15 protein-coding genes are annotated in these 16981 nt (G+C 50.3%); 4 read left to right on the top strand and 11 right to left on the bottom strand.

Translation table 11 applies throughout. The features are described 5' to 3' along the window. Positions 1-15: 15 nt before the first annotated feature. The 5 genes from mobB to H8B09_RS03810 form a co-directional block, all read right to left on the bottom strand. Positions 16-510, bottom strand: coding sequence for a molybdopterin-guanine dinucleotide biosynthesis protein B (mobB, locus tag H8B09_RS03830; RefSeq protein WP_191202125.1), 495 nt, complete (start codon positions 508-510; stop codon positions 16-18). Beyond that, positions 507-1793 (bottom strand): molybdopterin molybdotransferase MoeA, encoded by a 1287-nt coding sequence (locus H8B09_RS03825; protein ID WP_224753238.1) that lies wholly within the window; start codon positions 1791-1793, stop codon positions 507-509. The genes mobB and H8B09_RS03825 overlap by 4 nt, the downstream gene beginning before the upstream one ends. Further along, on the bottom strand, positions 1762-2454 hold the full coding sequence (gene mobA / locus H8B09_RS03820; RefSeq protein WP_191202124.1) for a molybdenum cofactor guanylyltransferase: 693 nt from the start codon (positions 2452-2454) through the stop codon (positions 1762-1764). The genes H8B09_RS03825 and mobA overlap by 32 nt, the downstream gene beginning before the upstream one ends. Positions 2455-2701: 247 nt before the next feature. Then, on the bottom strand, positions 2702-4207 hold the full coding sequence (locus H8B09_RS03815; RefSeq protein WP_191202123.1) for a response regulator: 1506 nt from the start codon (positions 4205-4207) through the stop codon (positions 2702-2704). A gap of 32 nt (positions 4208-4239) precedes the next feature. Next, complete coding sequence (locus tag H8B09_RS03810; protein WP_318152553.1) at positions 4240-5892, bottom strand: sensor histidine kinase; 1653 nt, start codon at positions 5890-5892, stop codon at positions 4240-4242. 269 nt (positions 5893-6161) lie between these two features. On the opposite strand from H8B09_RS03810, the gene H8B09_RS03805 reads away from it, so the two are divergent. From H8B09_RS03805 to H8B09_RS03790, 4 genes are all read left to right on the top strand, one after another. Continuing rightward, positions 6162-7484, top strand: a complete 1323-nt coding sequence (locus H8B09_RS03805; protein WP_191202121.1) for an ABC transporter substrate-binding protein — start codon at positions 6162-6164, stop codon at positions 7482-7484. A gap of 138 nt (positions 7485-7622) precedes the next feature. Next, on the top strand, positions 7623-8498 hold the full coding sequence (locus H8B09_RS03800; protein WP_191202120.1) for a carbohydrate ABC transporter permease: 876 nt from the start codon (positions 7623-7625) through the stop codon (positions 8496-8498). After that, complete coding sequence (locus tag H8B09_RS03795; protein WP_191202119.1) at positions 8498-9328, top strand: carbohydrate ABC transporter permease; 831 nt, start codon at positions 8498-8500, stop codon at positions 9326-9328. The genes H8B09_RS03800 and H8B09_RS03795 overlap by 1 nt, the downstream gene beginning before the upstream one ends. 182 nt (positions 9329-9510) lie before the next feature. Beyond that, complete coding sequence (locus H8B09_RS03790) at positions 9511-10797, top strand: outer membrane protein assembly factor BamB family protein (RefSeq protein ID WP_191202118.1); 1287 nt, start codon at positions 9511-9513, stop codon at positions 10795-10797. Between the two features lie 134 nt (positions 10798-10931). On the opposite strand, the gene H8B09_RS03785 is transcribed toward H8B09_RS03790, so the two are convergent. The 6 genes from H8B09_RS03785 to H8B09_RS03760 all read right to left on the bottom strand — a co-directional run bounded on the left by H8B09_RS03785 (position 10932) and on the right by H8B09_RS03760 (position 16941). Then, positions 10932-11381, bottom strand: a complete 450-nt coding sequence (locus H8B09_RS03785; RefSeq protein WP_191202117.1) for a hypothetical protein — start codon at positions 11379-11381, stop codon at positions 10932-10934. 92 nt (positions 11382-11473) lie between these two features. Beyond that, the gene (locus H8B09_RS03780) at positions 11474-12382 is read right to left on the bottom strand and encodes an ABC transporter ATP-binding protein (RefSeq protein WP_191202116.1); all 909 of its coding nucleotides are present in this window, start codon (positions 12380-12382) and stop codon (positions 11474-11476) included. Further along, positions 12379-13359 carry an ABC transporter ATP-binding protein gene (locus H8B09_RS03775; protein ID WP_191202115.1) on the bottom strand — a complete coding sequence of 327 codons (981 nt, stop codon included), beginning with the start codon at positions 13357-13359 and terminating at the stop codon, positions 12379-12381. The genes H8B09_RS03780 and H8B09_RS03775 overlap by 4 nt, the downstream gene beginning before the upstream one ends. A gap of 49 nt (positions 13360-13408) precedes the next feature. Next, positions 13409-14254 (bottom strand): ABC transporter permease, encoded by an 846-nt coding sequence (locus H8B09_RS03770; protein WP_191202114.1) that lies wholly within the window; start codon positions 14252-14254, stop codon positions 13409-13411. A gap of 4 nt (positions 14255-14258) precedes the next feature. Further along, positions 14259-15209, bottom strand: coding sequence for an ABC transporter permease (locus H8B09_RS03765; protein ID WP_191202113.1), 951 nt, complete (start codon positions 15207-15209; stop codon positions 14259-14261). 136 nt (positions 15210-15345) lie between these two features. Beyond that, a complete protein-coding gene (locus H8B09_RS03760; RefSeq protein WP_191202112.1) occupies positions 15346-16941 on the bottom strand; it encodes an ABC transporter substrate-binding protein in 1596 nt (531 codons plus the stop codon). Positions 16942-16981 lie beyond the last annotated feature (40 nt).

Below are 16981 nucleotides of genomic sequence, written 5' to 3'. Positions count from 1 at the left end.
ACCCGATTCCGATGATCATTGGTCAGCTTCAGGACACAACGTTGACAGCAGCCATGCAATGAGCAGATTGGTCTGATGAATCGAGTAAGTTGGAACTGGGAACGAAAGCTCTGGAACCCAAGTGACAACGGCAATTACTTGTCGAAGCCGATGGACGAGCTCTACATCCTTGGCTGAACGAATCATAACGACTTTGGGATAATCCGCTTCTTTAAAACCTTCAACGATAATGGCATCCATCGCAAGCATGCGGCGAATGATATCATCCAGCTCGGAGGATTTCTCCTCCATGATTACCGTTCGTTCGCTGGAGGTAATCGCCGTCATGCTTGCACCTGCCTCCCGATGCCTCCATGTATCCGTACCTTCATGGTCAATATCAAACCGATGTCCGTCATGCTTGACGGTGCCGACGGCGTAACCCTCTTCCGTTAGCGCACGCACCATATTTTCAACCAAAGTGGTCTTGCCTGCGTTCTTGTAGCCAACAACCTGAATAATGTTCGTCATTTAGACATCGCTCCATCCAACGGAATAATTTGCACGATATCACCCGCTGGAAAACCTGTCTTCGTCGGGGGAATGACAATAAGACAATTCGCTTCTTTCAACGATAGTATGGCGCTCGACTTATCTCTGCCGACAGGCTTAGCATAGTGTTCTCCGCCGTTGCTGTACCAATAGCCACGGACGTAACGTGGATAAGCATTTACTTTCTTATAATCAACCGCGAGATGGCATGTCACTGTTTGTGCATGATCCACCACAGCGCCTTGCAGCTGCTGGATAACGGGTCGGACGAACAGCTCAAACCCAACAAAGCAGGCAGAAGGATTGCCGGATAACCCAAATAACAGCTTGTTCCGCCAGCTTCCCGCTGTTGTCGGACTGCCGGGCCGCATCGCGATTTTGTTAAACAACGTCGTTCCTTCCCAACGAAGGAAGAAATCCGCCATGATGTCATAATCGCCAACGGAAACCCCGCCTGTCGTCACAATCAGATCCGCATCTGATGACAGCAAATCGTACAGCATCTGCTCTGCTCGAGGGTAGTCGTCCGGGATCTGACCGATTAGCTGCGGTTGCCCGCCAGCCGCAATGATCTGAGCCGAGAGCATGTAGGCGTTGCTATTGCGGATTTTGCCCATTTGCATCGGATCAGACAACTGCAGCAGCTCCGAACCGGTTGACAATATGGCCACCTTCGGCTTGCGGTACACAGGGACCCGGCTATAGCCAAGCGATGCAAGAATAGCAGTATGACCAGCGCCAATCCGCTCCCCTGCTTCAAGCACAAGCGTCCCTTCGCGAGCTTCTTCGCCTATTGGCGTTATATTCGTGCCGGATGCAACTTTCTTCTGAATGCGAACGATGCTTCGGCCTTCGCTCTCCACCAGCTCCGTCATCTCCTGCATGATGACCGCATCAGCGCCTTCCGGCACCATTGCGCCTGTCATAATGCGGGCTGCTTTACCTACTGTAATCATGTATTGCGGTTCAACGCCGCATGGAATATGCTCGATGACTTCGAGTTCTACAGGAGCTGCTGCATTTACATTCGCAAGGTCCGATGTCCGCACAGCATAACCATCCATGCCTGATCGGCGAAAATGCGGGATTGGCTCCTCTGTTTGCACCGATGCCGCCAGCCTGCGGCCAAAAGCATCAACAAGCTCAACCTCTACAGCGTCAGCAGGTTGAGCACAGCGAAGAAGCAGCGCTCTTGCTTGCTCGACGGTCATCGCCCGGCGATGATATTTATTATTCGGACTGCGATCGATGGCTGCTTCCAACTGCACTACCTTCTTCCGTTTCTTTCTCCATACTCAGCAGTTGCTCATATTGCTGCGGCGTATTCATGTTGAAGACGAATCGAGTATCGATACCCCATCGCTCGAATGTCCAAGCATTAACGGTCTCGTAAGCGATCTGATCGAGAAAAGCATTGACCCTCCGTTGTCCCCCGTCCAACATTGCTGCAATCAAATCGGCGCACCGCTTGTCGTAGATGCCATGCAGCGGGTGATGCTTCTCCCCGATGAATGGCACGACCGCATCGCTGCCTCGATCATGTTTGCGGCCAATCATCAGCATTGCGGCCTGTATGGACAGATAGGGCATATCGCAGCCGACAACCCATACATCTTCATGCTGTGCCAGCGACAGTCCGGCATGCATACCTGCCAATGGACCTTGTCCGGCATAATAATCCGTAATAATCCTAACTTCCGAATCGACAATCGGGAGATAGGTCTTGGGCTCGTTCGTAACGAGAATAATTTCTGTGCATAGCTGCTTCAGAATTCGGATCTGTCGCTGTATCAATGTCTCTTGATGTACCGTGAGCAGCGCCTTCGGCGAGCCTCCCATTCGACGGCTTTGCCCGCCTGCGAGAATGACGCCGGACAGCCTAACTTTCTCCACACATGGCAGCGGATTCGCATCATCCAGCATAATCATACCTCCATGTCACTTTGTCTCACATTGTACTTCCATTATGGGGCATTCAGCGGTCGGACTCAATGAGATTGATCACTTTAATGAACAGAACGGATCAAACAATTCTCGAAAAGAAACTGAGCTACTCTGTTGTTCCTCCGTGGTGCAGACATCTGTTGAGGATGAGTTGAATGTAAAAAGAGGTGTCCCGGTCATACGCGATGACAAATAGGACACCTTGCTTCGATTCTTCGGCAGCCGCCTACTCCTCTGCGGCGGGACGATACTTTTCTTTATATTCGCTTGGGCTGAGGCCCGTATGATCTTTGAATACGCGCGAGAAATAATGTTGATCGCTGAAGGAAAGCGCGTCCGACAACTCCTTTATCTTAAGGTCCGGCTTGGCTTGCAGCTGCTTGCACGCTTCTTCGATCTTCAGATCCATGTAATATTGCACGAACGTCGTATTCGTGAATCGCTTAATGATGCGGCTAATATAAGACGGGCTGACATGGAACTTCGCCGCCAGGTCGTTAATGGACAGCTGCGAAGACTTATGGAGCTGGACGTAGCTGTCCATTTGCTCGAAGAGCTCTTCCCCGCTTTTCCGGTTGCGCGCATGGAGCAGCTCGAAGTTTCTCGCACACCAGTCGAGCAGCTTATCGCAGAAAGCGGAGTAGCTATCGCATTGCAGCATTTCCTTCACTGCCGCTGCCGCAGCAAGTCGTTCTTCTGGACCGTTGTCTGGAAGGTTGTGGACGAATGCATCGGCTATGGCCGCAACCAACCGTTCTAGGTCAACATACCTTGCATGCTCGCTGTACGACTGCTGCAGCTGCTCGCCAAGTTTCATGTGGAACGGCTGCGGTTGGCGTTGTTCGATCATGTCCGTAAACGGTTTGATTATAGCCTCGTTCCGTTGTTGCTCGGGAATGCGGTAAGTGGTATCAAGCAGGACGGCCTTATCAAGCAGCACCTCTTCGTCCAGCAGGTATTTCAACCTGTCATAATGCGTTGGAAGCTGGCCCAGATCAGCGCCTTGGAAGTTGCCTGCCATCGCAATTTCAATTCCAAGGGAAAGCAACCGCTGTTCGACGGCTTCCATCCACGCCACGGTCGAATCGACGCGTTCTTTGACGGCCGATTGAACGATCACGATGTACCGATCGGAATCTTTAGCAGGGAACAGCCAGCAGCTTTGCGGCTTGCATACTTCCTGAAGTTCGGTTTGAAGTGTTTCGACCTGCCAATTCCCTGTATCCGGTACGAAAGGCTGTTTGCTCATCAGAAACATCGAAACAGACTGCTCGAGCAGCTCAGGGCTTAGCCGCAAACTAGCCAGGAAGCGCGGAGCAACGATTCCTTTCAATGGTTCCAAGCCGACCTCGCGCCGTTCTGTGAGCGAATCGATGACTCGCGCCATCACGTCCAGCAGTTGGTTCCGTTCAACGGGCTTCAACAAATAATCGAATACCTGCAAATTAATCGCTTTGCGTGTATATTCGAAATCGCTGTAGCTGCTGATTAACACGACCTTCAGCGCTGGATACAGCTGCTTGGCCTGCTCGATGAGTTCAAGACCGTCCAGCTTGGGCATCCGGATATCGGTAAGCAGAATATCTACCGGATGTTGTTTGATATAATCAAGCGCATCTTCGCCGTTATAGGCAGTTGCGGCAATCTGTATCGGAAGCTCCGACGACTCCAGAAGCGACTTGATATTGCGCAATATCGGCTTGCTATCTTCGGCGATCAAGACGGTGAACATATCCTCGCCTCCTTCCAATCCATGTACCTCTTCTAGTAAAAATCTTCGGTGAGCGAGGCGATAATTTGCACCGTAGCGCCTTTGTCCTCTCCCGTATTGTTGTACAAATTGAAAAACAACCGGTTCTTGTACATCAATTTCAACCGGTTAACCGTGTTGACGACGCCCATATTGCCGAAGCTTGAAGGCATGTGAAGCTTATGCTCCCTGTCCTCGGAATTCGATATGTTATCCATGATTTCGTTCATTTTGTCCGGTGCGATGCCTTCGCCGTTATCGCTGATTTCGATCGCCCAGATGCCGTTGTACAACTGCACCCGGATTAGAATGCGCCAAGGCGGATCGGTATTGTCGAAGGCGTGCTCGATGCAATTCTCGACAAACGGTTGAATAACGAGCCTCGGGAGCTGAATGAGGTTTGCGGCATCGTCCGCAATGATTTCCCATTCGAGATCGTTCTCGTAGTTTTGCTGAACGAGCGACAAGTAATTCCGGGTGTGCTCCAGCTCTTCCGCCAAGCTAACATGCTGGTACGGTGAAGAAACGATATAACGCAAGGAATCGGACAGTTGTTTGCACATATCCGACACCGCTTTGTTCTTGCCCTCTTGTGCCGCAATGCTGATCAAATATAACGCGTTATGGATAAAATGAGGCGCGATTTGCGCTTGCAATGCCGAATTTCTCGCCTTCATTTCTTCCTGAAGCGCTAGTTTCTCGCTTTCGATCGACTGCTGGAGGCGATCGAGCAGCTCCTGGAACGAATCGCTTAAGGCCATCAACTCGTTGTTGTGCGACTGGTTGTCCACTTTGACGTTCAGATTGCTATAGTTGATTCGGGAAATCTGGCTGCGCAGCTTTCGAATCGGCAGCAGCAGGTTGCGTGTGGTGAAGTAAATATACACGAAAGAAAACAACATCAGCAGCGTAATGAGCAATATCGACAAGTATTGTACGGAATTGACTGACCCAAGAACGGCGCGCTTAGGTGTAACGACATAAGTAATCCAGCCTGTATTCTCCGACATGTCATAAGCGATGTAATTGGAATCCCCGTCCAAATACATGCCGCTGCTTTCGCCGTCTCGCATCTGCAGGAAAGAAAGTTCCGACTGCTCTTTAGCGTTACGGGAGCTGGAAATGATCTGGCGATTTTGATCCAACACATAGACGTCCCCGACCGCGACATCCTCTGTCGACAGCTGCAGATCGGACTGATCCAGTTGAATGGATAGGTACCCATAGATCTGGCCATTCTGATTGATAATGGCTCTGTCGAATGCCGAAATTCCGTTAGGCTGTCTATATAAAATATATTCGTTTTGGTCCAGCTTTTCTTTGAGGTCGGGTTCAAGAAGCGACGGATTCGTCGAATAGCCGATATAGGAAGCGACTGCTCTGCCGTCGAGATCATAGATGATCATATCACGAATGTCCACGCTAGGACCGATCGCTTCGAACATCATCTCTTTCAGAATACGGTTTTGCCTAAGACCTTCCGCGGAATCCGTAGAACGGTACCCTCCCATTAAAGCTGAGGGAACTTGCTGGTTGGACAATACGCGCTGCGATAACTGGTTCTGGTTTTTGATGTATTGGTCCAGCTGTCTGCTGATCTTGGCTGCCGTGAGCAGCTTTTCGTTCTCGTTGGTTTCCTTTAACGGCCGGATGACTTGCCAATTCACGTAAGCCAAAAAGAAGCACAACACAAACAAAAGCAAAATTAAAAACATAAGGAATACTTTCGTTTGAAGACTCGCCTGCGCAGGAAAAAAGTTGGTTTTCTTCATGAAGCCTTTCAAGGGACGATAGTCCTCCGATCTATGTTAGTTCAGAATTTTACACAACAAAGGTAAAGGTCAAACATGTACCTCCCGGTGATAAAAATCTACAATTGGATTGTAAACGGATTCAGTCGAACATACAACAAAGGGAAACAAGAGGGGAGAACAACATGAAACAAAAAGCACGTAAACTATCCATCGGCGCACTCGCAGCCGTATTTGCTTTAACGTTGGCAGCATGCGGTAACGATAGCTCCAATTCGGAAAGCGGCGATAGCAGCAGCACTAGCGGCGGAGGTAAAAAAGTCACGATCGAGCTGGCATTGTCCAAGAGCTCGCAGGACTCCGCATTCGTACAACAAGACCTGCTGGACGAGTTCGAGAAAAAAACCAACATCAAAGTTAACCTGCAGCTTCTTCCTGCGGAACAAACATCTACGGTTCTTCAAACAAAGCTTGCCGTTAACGAAACGCCTGACATCTTGCAATACAACCTGGCAAGCGCTACGACAGACCTTAACCTTGAGCGTAACTTCGAAATTCTGGACGACCAGCCTTGGGTGAGCCGCCTTCTGAACAAAGACGTGCTGTCCGCATACGGTCATGTTTACAGCTTCCATGTAAGCCAAGATACAGGTATGCAAGGCGTTGTTTACAACAAAGACATCTTCAAAGAGCTTAACCTCGAAGTTCCGAAAACATACGACGAATTCCTGGCAGCTTGCGAGAAGATCAAAGCAGCGGGCTACACGCCGCTCTTTATGCCTTTCAAAGACAACTGGGCAGCTAACGTAATGCCTGGCGCCGCATTCGGCGAATACGTAACGAAGAACGAGCCTACGCTGTTCGACGATCTGAACGCAAACAAGAAAAAATGGACGGATGTTCCTGCATTCCAAACGATCCTCGACCAACAATACGATCTTTACAAAAAAGGCTACACGAATACGGACGTGCTCAGCGACAGCTATGACATGGCAGCCGGCCAATTCCTCGACAAGAAAGTTGCAATGATGTTCATGGGCGACTGGCTGATCGAATCCGTAGAACAACAAGATGCTAACATGAACCTTGGCCTGTTCGCGTATCCAACGGATAACAGCGGCGACGCTTACCTTGGCGCAAGCCCGCTTGGCGGCCAGCTGTTTGTCCCTAAACAAGCCAAACATAAAGCAGAAGCAGAACAGTTCCTGAACTTCATCGCTGAGAAAGAAGTTGCACAAAAAATCGTGAACGCGCAAGGCTACGTTTCGAACTTCAACGACGTAACGACGCCTGAGCTTCCGGATTACAAACAAGAAATTCTCGACAACTACATCACGCCTAAGAAAACAGCTATGACGATGGATGCTTATATGCTGGTTGATCGCAGCGAGCTGTACAGAAGCTTGCAAGATCAGTTCACGGGCAGCAAAACGTCCGAGAAAGTACTCCAAGCTTGGGGCGACAAATTTGCCGAGCTGATGAAAGACAAAGGCGAAGCAGGATTCTAAGCCATCGCAATAACGAATCCGTTTAACTTGTAAGAGAAACACTGTAAGATCGCGGCCGCTGTCCCTAACGGCGGCCGCATCTGTTAAACAAGCATCAGATAGAGAAAAACAAAATACACAGTCTTGGTGGGATGGAAGATGATAAAACGCTCCAAGAGCATGTATGGCTATTACCTCGTTTGGCCAGCGCTACTTATTTATACGATATTTTTTGTTGCACCAGCCATTATCGGCTTGTTCTATTCCTTTACGGACTGGCGCTTGGATCGAATCGGCGTCCATTTTATCGGCTTTGACAATTTCCACAAAATCTTTACGGACGATACCTTGCTCCTTGCAATGAAAAACACGCTTATTTTTGCGATAGCGACCGTTGTCGGAAAAAACGTGATCGGCCTCTTGCTGGCCATCGCTTTAAATATGCGGCTGAAATCCCGCAATTTCTTGCGCGCAATTTTCTATTCGCCTTCTATTCTGAGCGTACTCGTTATTTCCATTATCTTTACGCCGATGCTGCGCACAGAAGGTATGGTCAACAAGTTCTTTGACTCCATTGGTCTTCATTTCCTGAGTCAAGCTTGGCTCACGAACCCGGATCTCGTTATCTGGACGGTTGCTTTGGTTGCCATCTGGCAGTCGGCCGGTTTCCAAATGGCCATCTATTTGGCTGGTTTGCAATCCATCTCCAAAGATTATTATGAAGCGGCAATGATCGACGGCGCCGGCGCTTGGAAAAGCTTTACGAACATTACGGTTCCGCTATTGCTGCCTGCGCTTAACATTAACTTGATGCTTACGCTTATCGGCGGTTTGAAGGTATTCTCCGAAGTATTCGTTCTGACGAGCGGCGGACCAGGCAACTCCTCGCAGGTTGTCGGTACGATCATTCTCCGCGCGTTTGGCGAAGGCAACTGGGGCCTTGGCACGGCGATCAACACATTGTTGTTCATTATCGTCACCCTGATTGCCATTCCGTTGCTGATCTTCATGCGTCGTAAGGAGGTTACCGAATAATGAGCTTTACTCGTAAACTAGCGCTTCGCAACTACATCGTCGAAATTGTACTGCTTATTGCTTGTCTCGGCATCATTATCCCGCTGTTGCTTATGATCTTCGGCTCCTTCATGACAAGCGCCGAGGTGTCCAAATTCCAGATCCGGTTCCCGGATAAATGGATGTTCTCCAACTACGTGACCGTATTTAAGGAAGGCGGCCTTGCCCGCGCGTTCCTGAACGGTATCGTCATTACAGGCGTATCAGCCCTCTTGAACATCTTCACGTCTTCCGCAGCCGCTTTTATTCTGGCTCGCCGCGAAAGCAAGTTCTCGAGTTTCCTGTACCTGTTCTTCTTCATGGGTCTTATCGCTCCGATGTCCACGATCACGACGATCCGCGTCGTGCAATGGTTGGGCTTCTATGGCAGCGTTACGAGCGTCATCCTGATTTACGCGGCTTTGAATACGGCGTTCAGTATCTTCCTATACAGCGGATTTATCAAATCCGTGCCGAAAGCGCTTGACGAGGTTGCTTTCCTCGAAGGCGCAAGCCTGCTCGGCGTGTTCTTCCGCATCATTACGCCGCTAATCGTTCCGGTTAACGCGACAGTAGCGATCATGGTATTCATGTCGGTATGGAACGACATCACGATTCCGCTGTACTTCCTTACGGACAGCAAGACGTGGACGATGCCGCTTTCCATCTACAACTTCTACGGCAAATACAGCCGTGACTGGAACTTGATCTTTGCCGATCTCGTCATGACGTCGATTCCGGTCCTCATTCTTTATTTGCTGGGTCAGAAATATATCGTCAGCGGCCTCACGGCCGGCGCGGTCAAAGGTTAAGCCTGAGGCTAGCTGCACAGCATACCAAAAGAGCCATTCCTACAAGTCATCGAAAGATGCTTAAGGGATGGCTCTTTTTGCTTTTTACGGCTTCCGAGTTATTTTAATTGCCTGTAGAAACCTTTCATAAGACATTCTCGTCTATACATTATATGGTAAATTATGCGTGGAAGGATGATATCATGAGTATCCAATTCATAAAACCTGTTCTATCGTTTACGCTGGTACTAGCACTATTCTCCGCTTTGATTCAACCTATTTTTGCAGAGGCACCGCATTCGTCATACATCGGGAAGAACTGGAACGCTCCTGATACGACCGATACCATCAAACCCAAATGGAGCGTCGTGATCGATGTCCCCAAAGATTCTAATGCAATAAATGGGGGCACGATTGCGACGGGTGGAGGTAAAGTTTATGCTTTCCAGCATGGGCACCTACTCGCGATAAACGCGAAAACTGGCAAAACGTTATGGACATACGGGTCCGGAATGGTTTCGCCTTTAGCTTATCTAGATGGGGTCGTCTACGCGGTCTCTGAAGACGGTATTGTACATGCCATCAATGCAGCAAATGGGAAGAAAAAGTGGGTGACCACTAGCCGAACAACGGGAATTACAAGAATACTCGTTAACGGAGAAAAAGTTTACATCTACAACGGCCATATACGGGCATACGATACAAAATCCGGAGCGTTGCTGTGGACGGATAATTTCCCCAATGAGTTTATGGAATATGACATTGTATTCGTTAAAGGGAAAGTACTGGTGAGTACGGAGTTCTCAGGTGCTTATACCTATGCGTCTCTGTTGGCATTCAATGAGAGTAATGGCCGCCTCGCTTGGGAAGCAACTAACGCTAGCGCTCCATTATATGTTAAGGAAGATCAGATACTTGTACAACAAACCTCAAGCTTTATGAATCAACTTGATAAAACGACTTTGGATACGATCGATCTATTGTCTGGAAAAGTTGTCACATCGGTCGAATACAAGGAAAACGGCCAAGCCTGGATCGATTCCGGGCGTGTGTATATTTTTGCAGCGGGGGTTGTCTATGCCTATCCGCTGGATGCAGCTCCTGATCAAGTCTCGAGGGATTCTTATCGATCAGACATTTCTTACAAGAATTACTGGGCCGGAGGCCCTGACGCGGGAAGAATTCTATTTACGGACGGAGACTATATAACGGGGTCGAAACTTATCAATAAGTCGGTCGTGTACTACGGCTCGGCGGGATTTCAGGGTACTTCTATGGCCCGATTCGACACGTTTGGCAATGGGTTATACATTGCATACACGGACGGGAGGCTGGAAGCGAAAGATTTGATTACGGCTAAGAGGGTTTTTGTGATTCAAACCCCAGGAAGAGTTTTCGGTCCGACTCTGCGTGAAGATGGCATGATCATTGTCCAATCGCAAGGAAGTGTCAGCGCCGTATCTGAACCTACCCTTTTAAAGGCAAAGTAACCTAATCCCTTTGATTCCAACGAATATCTTTCACTAAGGCAGATTTCTTATGGTCAAATATCAGTATTAGAATTTAACATATCATACACAAAGAGCCTCTATCACCTGCCTAGGCAAATTGAGGCTCTTTGTAATTAGCGAATCGGTTCGACCCGATATATCGCCGTCTGCCCATTCGCAGCCGACACTTCCGACACGTTCCAGCCGAACGACAGTACGGATACGAGGCGCTCATACTGCTCTGGCGTAAGAGTCGCTGTTACCGATTCCGAGCCTGCGTCGAACGTCAGCTCTGGTTCAAGACCGTAAGCGACAGCGATCCAGCTGCGAATGCCGCGAAGCGTATTGTATTTAATTCTGTAACCTTCGGTAACTGCATGTTCGAACGTTTCGGGCTCCGCTTCTGCGTACGCACGAAGCTCCTCATATTTGAACTCATATATGCTCGTATCGACCGGAAGCTCGCCTTCACGTACATCCTTCAGGAGACGCTCGTTCGACCAGCCCTGAGAACGCAGCGACTCAAGCAATAGCGCCTCCCATTGCGATAGCAGCACACGGTCTGCAGCATTTGCATGACTCATACTCGATTCCTCCTTATGAAAAACCTCTATCGATGTCTACTCGAAATGAGCGACCACGCTAGAGGTTAGCTTTTTCATCGTAAAAACATTCATTAACCCTCGATAGCCGCCCAATGCCCTGGACTTATTTCTCGCAGTTCAGCGTCCAACTCCGACTCCGTAGGCTTCCATACAAGCCGCTCTACGCGTGCGTGTGGATCCGGAATCGGTATCGACGACAGAAGTGCTTTCGTATAAGGATGCAGCGGATTGTCGTACAGCTCGTCGCTGTCCGCTACTTCTACTAAGCGGCCTCGATACATGACGCCAATTCGATCCGAAATATGTCGCACCATCGATAGATCATGCGCGATGAACAAATAAGTCAGGCCGAACTCCTGCTGCAAGTCTTCCAGCATGTTGACGACCTGCGCCTGTACAGACACATCTAGCGCCGATATTGGCTCATCGCATACAACGAATTCCGGACGTACGGACAACGCGCGCGCAATCGAAATACGCTGACGTTGCCCGCCGCTGAATTCATGCGGATAACGATACAAATGCTCGCGCTTCAGACCGACGCGTTCCAGCAGCGCTGCAACCGCCTCCGTCCGCTCAGCGCCTCTGCCAATGCCATGAATGTCCATCGGCTCGCCGATAAGGTCCAATACGGTCATGCCCGGATTCAACGAAGAATACGGGTCCTGGAAAATCGACTGAATCCGTCTCCGAAACGGCTTCAGCGGCTTCTCTCCAAGCTTGGACAACGGCTGACCGTCGTAGAACACCTCACCCGCCGTATAATCGTACAGCCGCAGCAAGCATCTGCCTACCGTCGACTTGCCGCTGCCAGACTCGCCTACAAGGCCAAACGTCTCGCCTTTGCGGATTTGGAAGCTAACGCCATCAACAGCCTTCAGCACCTCTGTGGGTCGTCCCCACGTATCCTTGCTTTTCACAAAATGTTTCATCAGGTTCTGAACATCCACCAGAAGCTCTTGTTTCGTCAATCTGCTCATTGCGTCTTCGCCTCCTCGTCAGCGAGCCAGCACATGGAGCGATGTCCCGGTCCAAGCGTATAGATCGGCGGCAGCTCCGCGCATTTGCTCATGGCATGCGGGCATCGCGCCATAAACGGGCAGCCTTGCGGCGGGTTGAGCAGATCTGGCGGCGTCCCTTCGATTGGTACAAGCCGCTCTCGCTCGCCTGCGCGCTTCGGAACGGAACGAAGCAGCCCTTGCGTATATGGATGCTGAGGCCGATAGAATATATCGTCCACCGAACCGGACTCCATGATCATGCCGCCGTACATCACAACGACTCGGGTACATACCTGCGCCACAACGCCAAGGTCATGCGTAATGAGGGCAATCGCCGTATCCGACTTTTCCTTCAGCTCTTTCAATAAATCCAATATTTGCGCTTGAATCGTAACATCAAGCGCCGTCGTTGGCTCGTCCGCAATAAGCAGACCTGGCTTGCACGACAGCGCCATCGCAATCATAACGCGCTGCCGCATGCCGCCGCTGAATTCATGCGGATATTGGCTCAAGCGACGCTCGGGCTCCGTAATGCCAACTTGGCGCAGCAGTTCGATCGCTTCCCGCTTCGCTTCTTCCTTGCTAAGGCCGCGGTGACGACGAAGAATCTCGATCATCTGGGAGCCGATCCGTTTCACCGGATTCATCGCTGTCATAGGATCTTGGAATACCATCGTGATTTCATTGCCGCGCAGCTTCCGCCATTCCTTCTCCGACAATTCCGTCAGCCGCTTGCCTTTATATTCGATGGTGCCGCTAATAATCTCGCCTGGCGGCTCGATTAGCGCCATTATCGCTTTCGCCGTAACGCTCTTGCCGCTTCCGGACTCGCCGACAATGCCAAGCGTCTCGCCCGCATCAATATGCAGACTGACGCCGCGCACAGCTTGGTTATCCCCATCGCGGGTATGGAACGATACATGTAATTGTTCAACAGTCAGCAGCCGTTCCGTCATTCCTGCTCCACCCCTTCTTGCCTTAATCGCTTCTTGCCTCGCGCGGTTTTTATCGTTTCGTCAGCCTTGGCTCCAGTCCGACGCGAAGGATATCACCAAGCACGTTGAAGCTGAGCACCGTCAGCAGAATGAGCACCCCTGGGAAAATCGCCAAATACGGCGCCTGAGCAATAAAGCCCTGCGCGTTGTTCAGCATACTGCCCCATGTCGCATTCGGCGGCTGTACGCCGAAACCGAGGAAGCTGAGCGACGACTCCATCATAATGGCCGACGCAACGTTATTCGTTGCCCCAACGATGATGACCGGAACCAAGTTCGGCACAATATGTTTCCAAATAATGCCCCAAGCGCCTTGTCCGGACGCCTTCGCATACAGCACATATTCCCGTTCCTTCAACGTCATTGTCTCTGCACGCACGACCCGTGCGATATTCATCCACATGAGGAAAGCGATAATAACAATGATGTTGCCGACACTCGGCTTCAGATAGACGCTGAGCAGCAGCAGGACAAGGAACGACGGAATCGATAGAAAAATTTCGAGCAAACGCATAAGCAAATTGTCCAGCCGTCCCCCGAAATAACCGCTAAGCACGCCGATGCATGTACCGATTCCAGTGGCCAGAATCATGGATGCGAATCCGACCATCAGCGAGACACGCCCGCCGTACATGGCTCTTGCGAAGTAGTCACGGCCATAGTCGTCTGTTCCGAACCAATGGGAACCATTCGGGCTCTGCAGACGCTCTGCCACATTCATAACGTTAGGATCATTCGGCGCGAGGAAAGCGAATACAGCGCCAAGCGTAAATAGGATCAGAAGAATGACCGCGGCAACGCCCAGCTTGCTGCTCCATAGCTCGCGTTTCAAATTTCGCCATTTGCTGCGATTCATATCGTCACCTCATCGTTTTAATGCGCGGATCAGCGAAGCTGTACGCGATATCCGCCAACAGATTGCCTAGAATAAGCAGAACGGACGAGAACAGCGTAATGCCCATCAGGACCGGATAGTCCATCCCGCGAACCGCCGTCATCCCGAGCGACCCAATACCCGGCCATGTGAATACCGTCTCTGTCACGATGGCGCCTGTCACCAGATCGCCCATTGACATGCCAAGCAGCGTGATGATTGGCAGCAATACATGCTTGAGCACATGGCGGAACAGAATCGTATAACGGCTCGAACCGAATGCTTTTTGAATAAGAACATATTCTTCACGCAGCTGTCCGATCGTGCTGGATCGAATGTAGCGCACGTATACAGCAAGAAATCCAAATGCAAGCACGAAGCAAGGCAAAATGCCGTGCTTCAGCACATCAGCCGCCGAATTCACGCCAATCGTCCGCATCCCCATACTTGGCAGCCAGTGCAGTTTAATCGCGAACAAATAAATAAGAAGGATGGCGAGCCAGAACAGCGGTACCGAAATCCCGATGTATGTAACCAGGTTGATAAGCTTATCTGACCAACGGTTCCGATTCGCGCCAGCGACGAGCCCTAGAGGAATAGCAAGTATAACTGCCAGCCCGATTGCACACGCCATCAAGCCTGCCGTAGCTGGCAGACGGTCAATAATTTGATCAAGCACAGGCTGATGATTAATCAACGAGTAGCCGAGATTGCCGGACAACAGCTGCTTCAGCCATTGCACATACTGGACATAAGCAGGCTGATCCAGACCGAGGCTGTGCCGAATCCGTTCAATATCTTCCGCATGCATATTCGGCGTGACGAATGACATCACAGGGTCTCCCGGCGCAAGCTTGATCATGGCGAAGCAGACGATCGACACAAAGAAAAGCATCGGAATCGTTTGTGCCAGCCGTTTGACGATTAATTGTCTCATTCGCTTCTTCCCCTGCCTCTTTAGCGAAAAAAATAAGCTGGGAAACCAGCTTATCGCCGATCAGCCAGCTTATTTTTCTCGTATAAATTCATGTTCAAAAAGTTCGGTTTTCAGCCTTTTTGAACTTCCTCTTCCATTATTTCAAGTAGATTTTGGACAGATCTTCGAAGATAACGACCGGTTTAAGCACCGCTTCTTCGACACCGCCGTAACGTTTGTCTACGGCTACGATAGTCTTCGTGTATGCGATTGGATAGATCGCTGCATCTTCCGCAACCAATTGCTGTGCTTGCGTGTACAGCTCGCCGCGTTTCGCTGCATCCGCTTCGCCTGCACCTTTCTGGAACAGCTCGTCCACTTGCTTGTTCGAATAATGCGAGTAGTTGGACGAATTATCAGTCGTGAACAGGATCGAGTACGCGTCAGGATCGAAGCCCATAATGTAGCCTGCAACCGTCAGGTCGAAGTCTGTGGACGTACCGCCATACACTTTGCTGTTCAATGCCGATGCGTCGATGCTTTGAATTTCCACTGCGACACCAACTTCTTTCAGCTTCTGCTGAACATACAATGCGATCGATTCCTGCGTCTTGTCGCCGCTCTTCACGACGAAACGGAGTTTCGTAACGCCAGCTTGCTGGAACAGCTCTTTCGCTTTGGCTGCATCGTTATCGAACGTTGCAACGTCATTCGTATGGAACAGCGTATCCGGCGTCAGGAACGAATGAGCAGGGTCCGCATATTCAGGCGACAGGTAGGCTGCCGTAATCAGCTCTTCGCGGTTCAGTGCATAACCAAGCGCTTGACGCACTTCTTTTTTGTTCAATACGCCGAGGTCGCTCTTCTCATTAATAAGGATGTAAGACAGGCGGCCTTCGCTGTAAGGCATCAGATCGAAGTTGCCTGTACCTTGAATCGTTGGCGCATCCTGCGGCGATACATAGTTAATGTTCAGCTCGCCATTCTGCAGAGCAAGATTCGCTGCGTTCGTATCTTTCGCGATGCGATACGTTACCGAATCCAGATGCGGTTTGCCGCCAAAATAGTTGTCGAAACGCTCAAGCGTTACATATTCGCCCGTTTTGTATTCTTTGAACTTGAACGGACCGGAACCAACTGGCGTGTTGTTCTTCGTGCTTTTCTCAATATTCGCTTCGTTCTCGAAGATATGCTTCGGAATCGGCGTCAATTGCACAAGCGTCGCTTCGAATGCAGGTGCAGCTTGGGGCATTTTGAACTCAACTGTCAGATCGTCGATTTTCTTCGCTTCGATCGGCTTGCCGCCAATCATCAGATTGCCGCGGAACATGCTGTTCTGCTTCTCGTCGAGAATGCTGTTGATCGTGAACACAACGTCGTCAGCCGTCAGAGGCTGTCCGTCATGCCAAGTCAGGCCGCTCTTCAGCTTCAGCGTGTACGTCATGCTATCTTCCGATGCCGTTAGGCTGTCAGCCAGGTAGTATGTTTTCTTGCCGTTGTTCACTTGGAACAGAGGTGCATACAGCGATTGGTCAATCGTCAAGCTGACGCGGTCGCCAGCGTAGTTCGGGTTAAGAATAACCGGATCGGCACCGACTCCGATAATCAGATTGCCGCCGTCCTTCGGAGCCGACGTTTCCGTCTGCTGTCCGCTGTTGTCGCTAGGCGTTGTTTTGTTCGAGCTGCTGCCGCATGCTGTAATCAATGCCGTGAGCAGCACAAGAATAATTGCTGTAGACCATTTCTTGCTCATTACCATTCATCCCCTCTGTCTATCTTGCCGCTATTGTTTT

This window comes from Paenibacillus terricola (genome assembly GCF_014779765.1).
Lineage (GTDB): Bacteria > Bacillota > Bacilli > Paenibacillales > Paenibacillaceae > Paenibacillus_T > Paenibacillus_T terricola.
This window is presented reverse-complemented; position numbering and strand designations above follow the sequence as displayed.

What these genes read in the sequence shown, in the direction of transcription:
- H8B09_RS03785 (WP_191202117.1), bottom strand. Translation starts at nt 11,381, where the DNA reads ATGAGTCATGCAAATGCTGCAGACCGTGTGCTGCTATCGCAATGGGAG.
- mobB (WP_191202125.1), bottom strand. Translation starts at nt 510, where the DNA reads ATGACGAACATTATTCAGGTTGTTGGCTACAAGAACGCAGGCAAGACC.
- H8B09_RS03775 (WP_191202115.1), bottom strand. Translation starts at nt 13,359, where the DNA reads ATGACGGAACGGCTGCTGACTGTTGAACAATTACATGTATCGTTCCAT.
- H8B09_RS03790 (WP_191202118.1), top strand. Translation starts at nt 9,511, where the DNA reads ATGAGTATCCAATTCATAAAACCTGTTCTATCGTTTACGCTGGTACTA.
- H8B09_RS03815 (WP_191202123.1), bottom strand. Translation starts at nt 4,207, where the DNA reads ATGTTCACCGTCTTGATCGCCGAAGATAGCAAGCCGATATTGCGCAAT.
- H8B09_RS03795 (WP_191202119.1), top strand. Translation starts at nt 8,498, where the DNA reads ATGAGCTTTACTCGTAAACTAGCGCTTCGCAACTACATCGTCGAAATT.
- H8B09_RS03780 (WP_191202116.1), bottom strand. Translation starts at nt 12,382, where the DNA reads ATGAGCAGATTGACGAAACAAGAGCTTCTGGTGGATGTTCAGAACCTG.
- H8B09_RS03770 (WP_191202114.1), bottom strand. Translation starts at nt 14,254, where the DNA reads ATGAATCGCAGCAAATGGCGAAATTTGAAACGCGAGCTATGGAGCAGC.
- H8B09_RS03805 (WP_191202121.1), top strand. Translation starts at nt 6,162, where the DNA reads ATGAAACAAAAAGCACGTAAACTATCCATCGGCGCACTCGCAGCCGTA.
- H8B09_RS03760 (WP_191202112.1), bottom strand. Translation starts at nt 16,941, where the DNA reads ATGAGCAAGAAATGGTCTACAGCAATTATTCTTGTGCTGCTCACGGCA.
- H8B09_RS03765 (WP_191202113.1), bottom strand. Translation starts at nt 15,209, where the DNA reads ATGAGACAATTAATCGTCAAACGGCTGGCACAAACGATTCCGATGCTT.
- H8B09_RS03800 (WP_191202120.1), top strand. Translation starts at nt 7,623, where the DNA reads ATGATAAAACGCTCCAAGAGCATGTATGGCTATTACCTCGTTTGGCCA.
- mobA (WP_191202124.1), bottom strand. Translation starts at nt 2,454, where the DNA reads ATGCTGGATGATGCGAATCCGCTGCCATGTGTGGAGAAAGTTAGGCTG.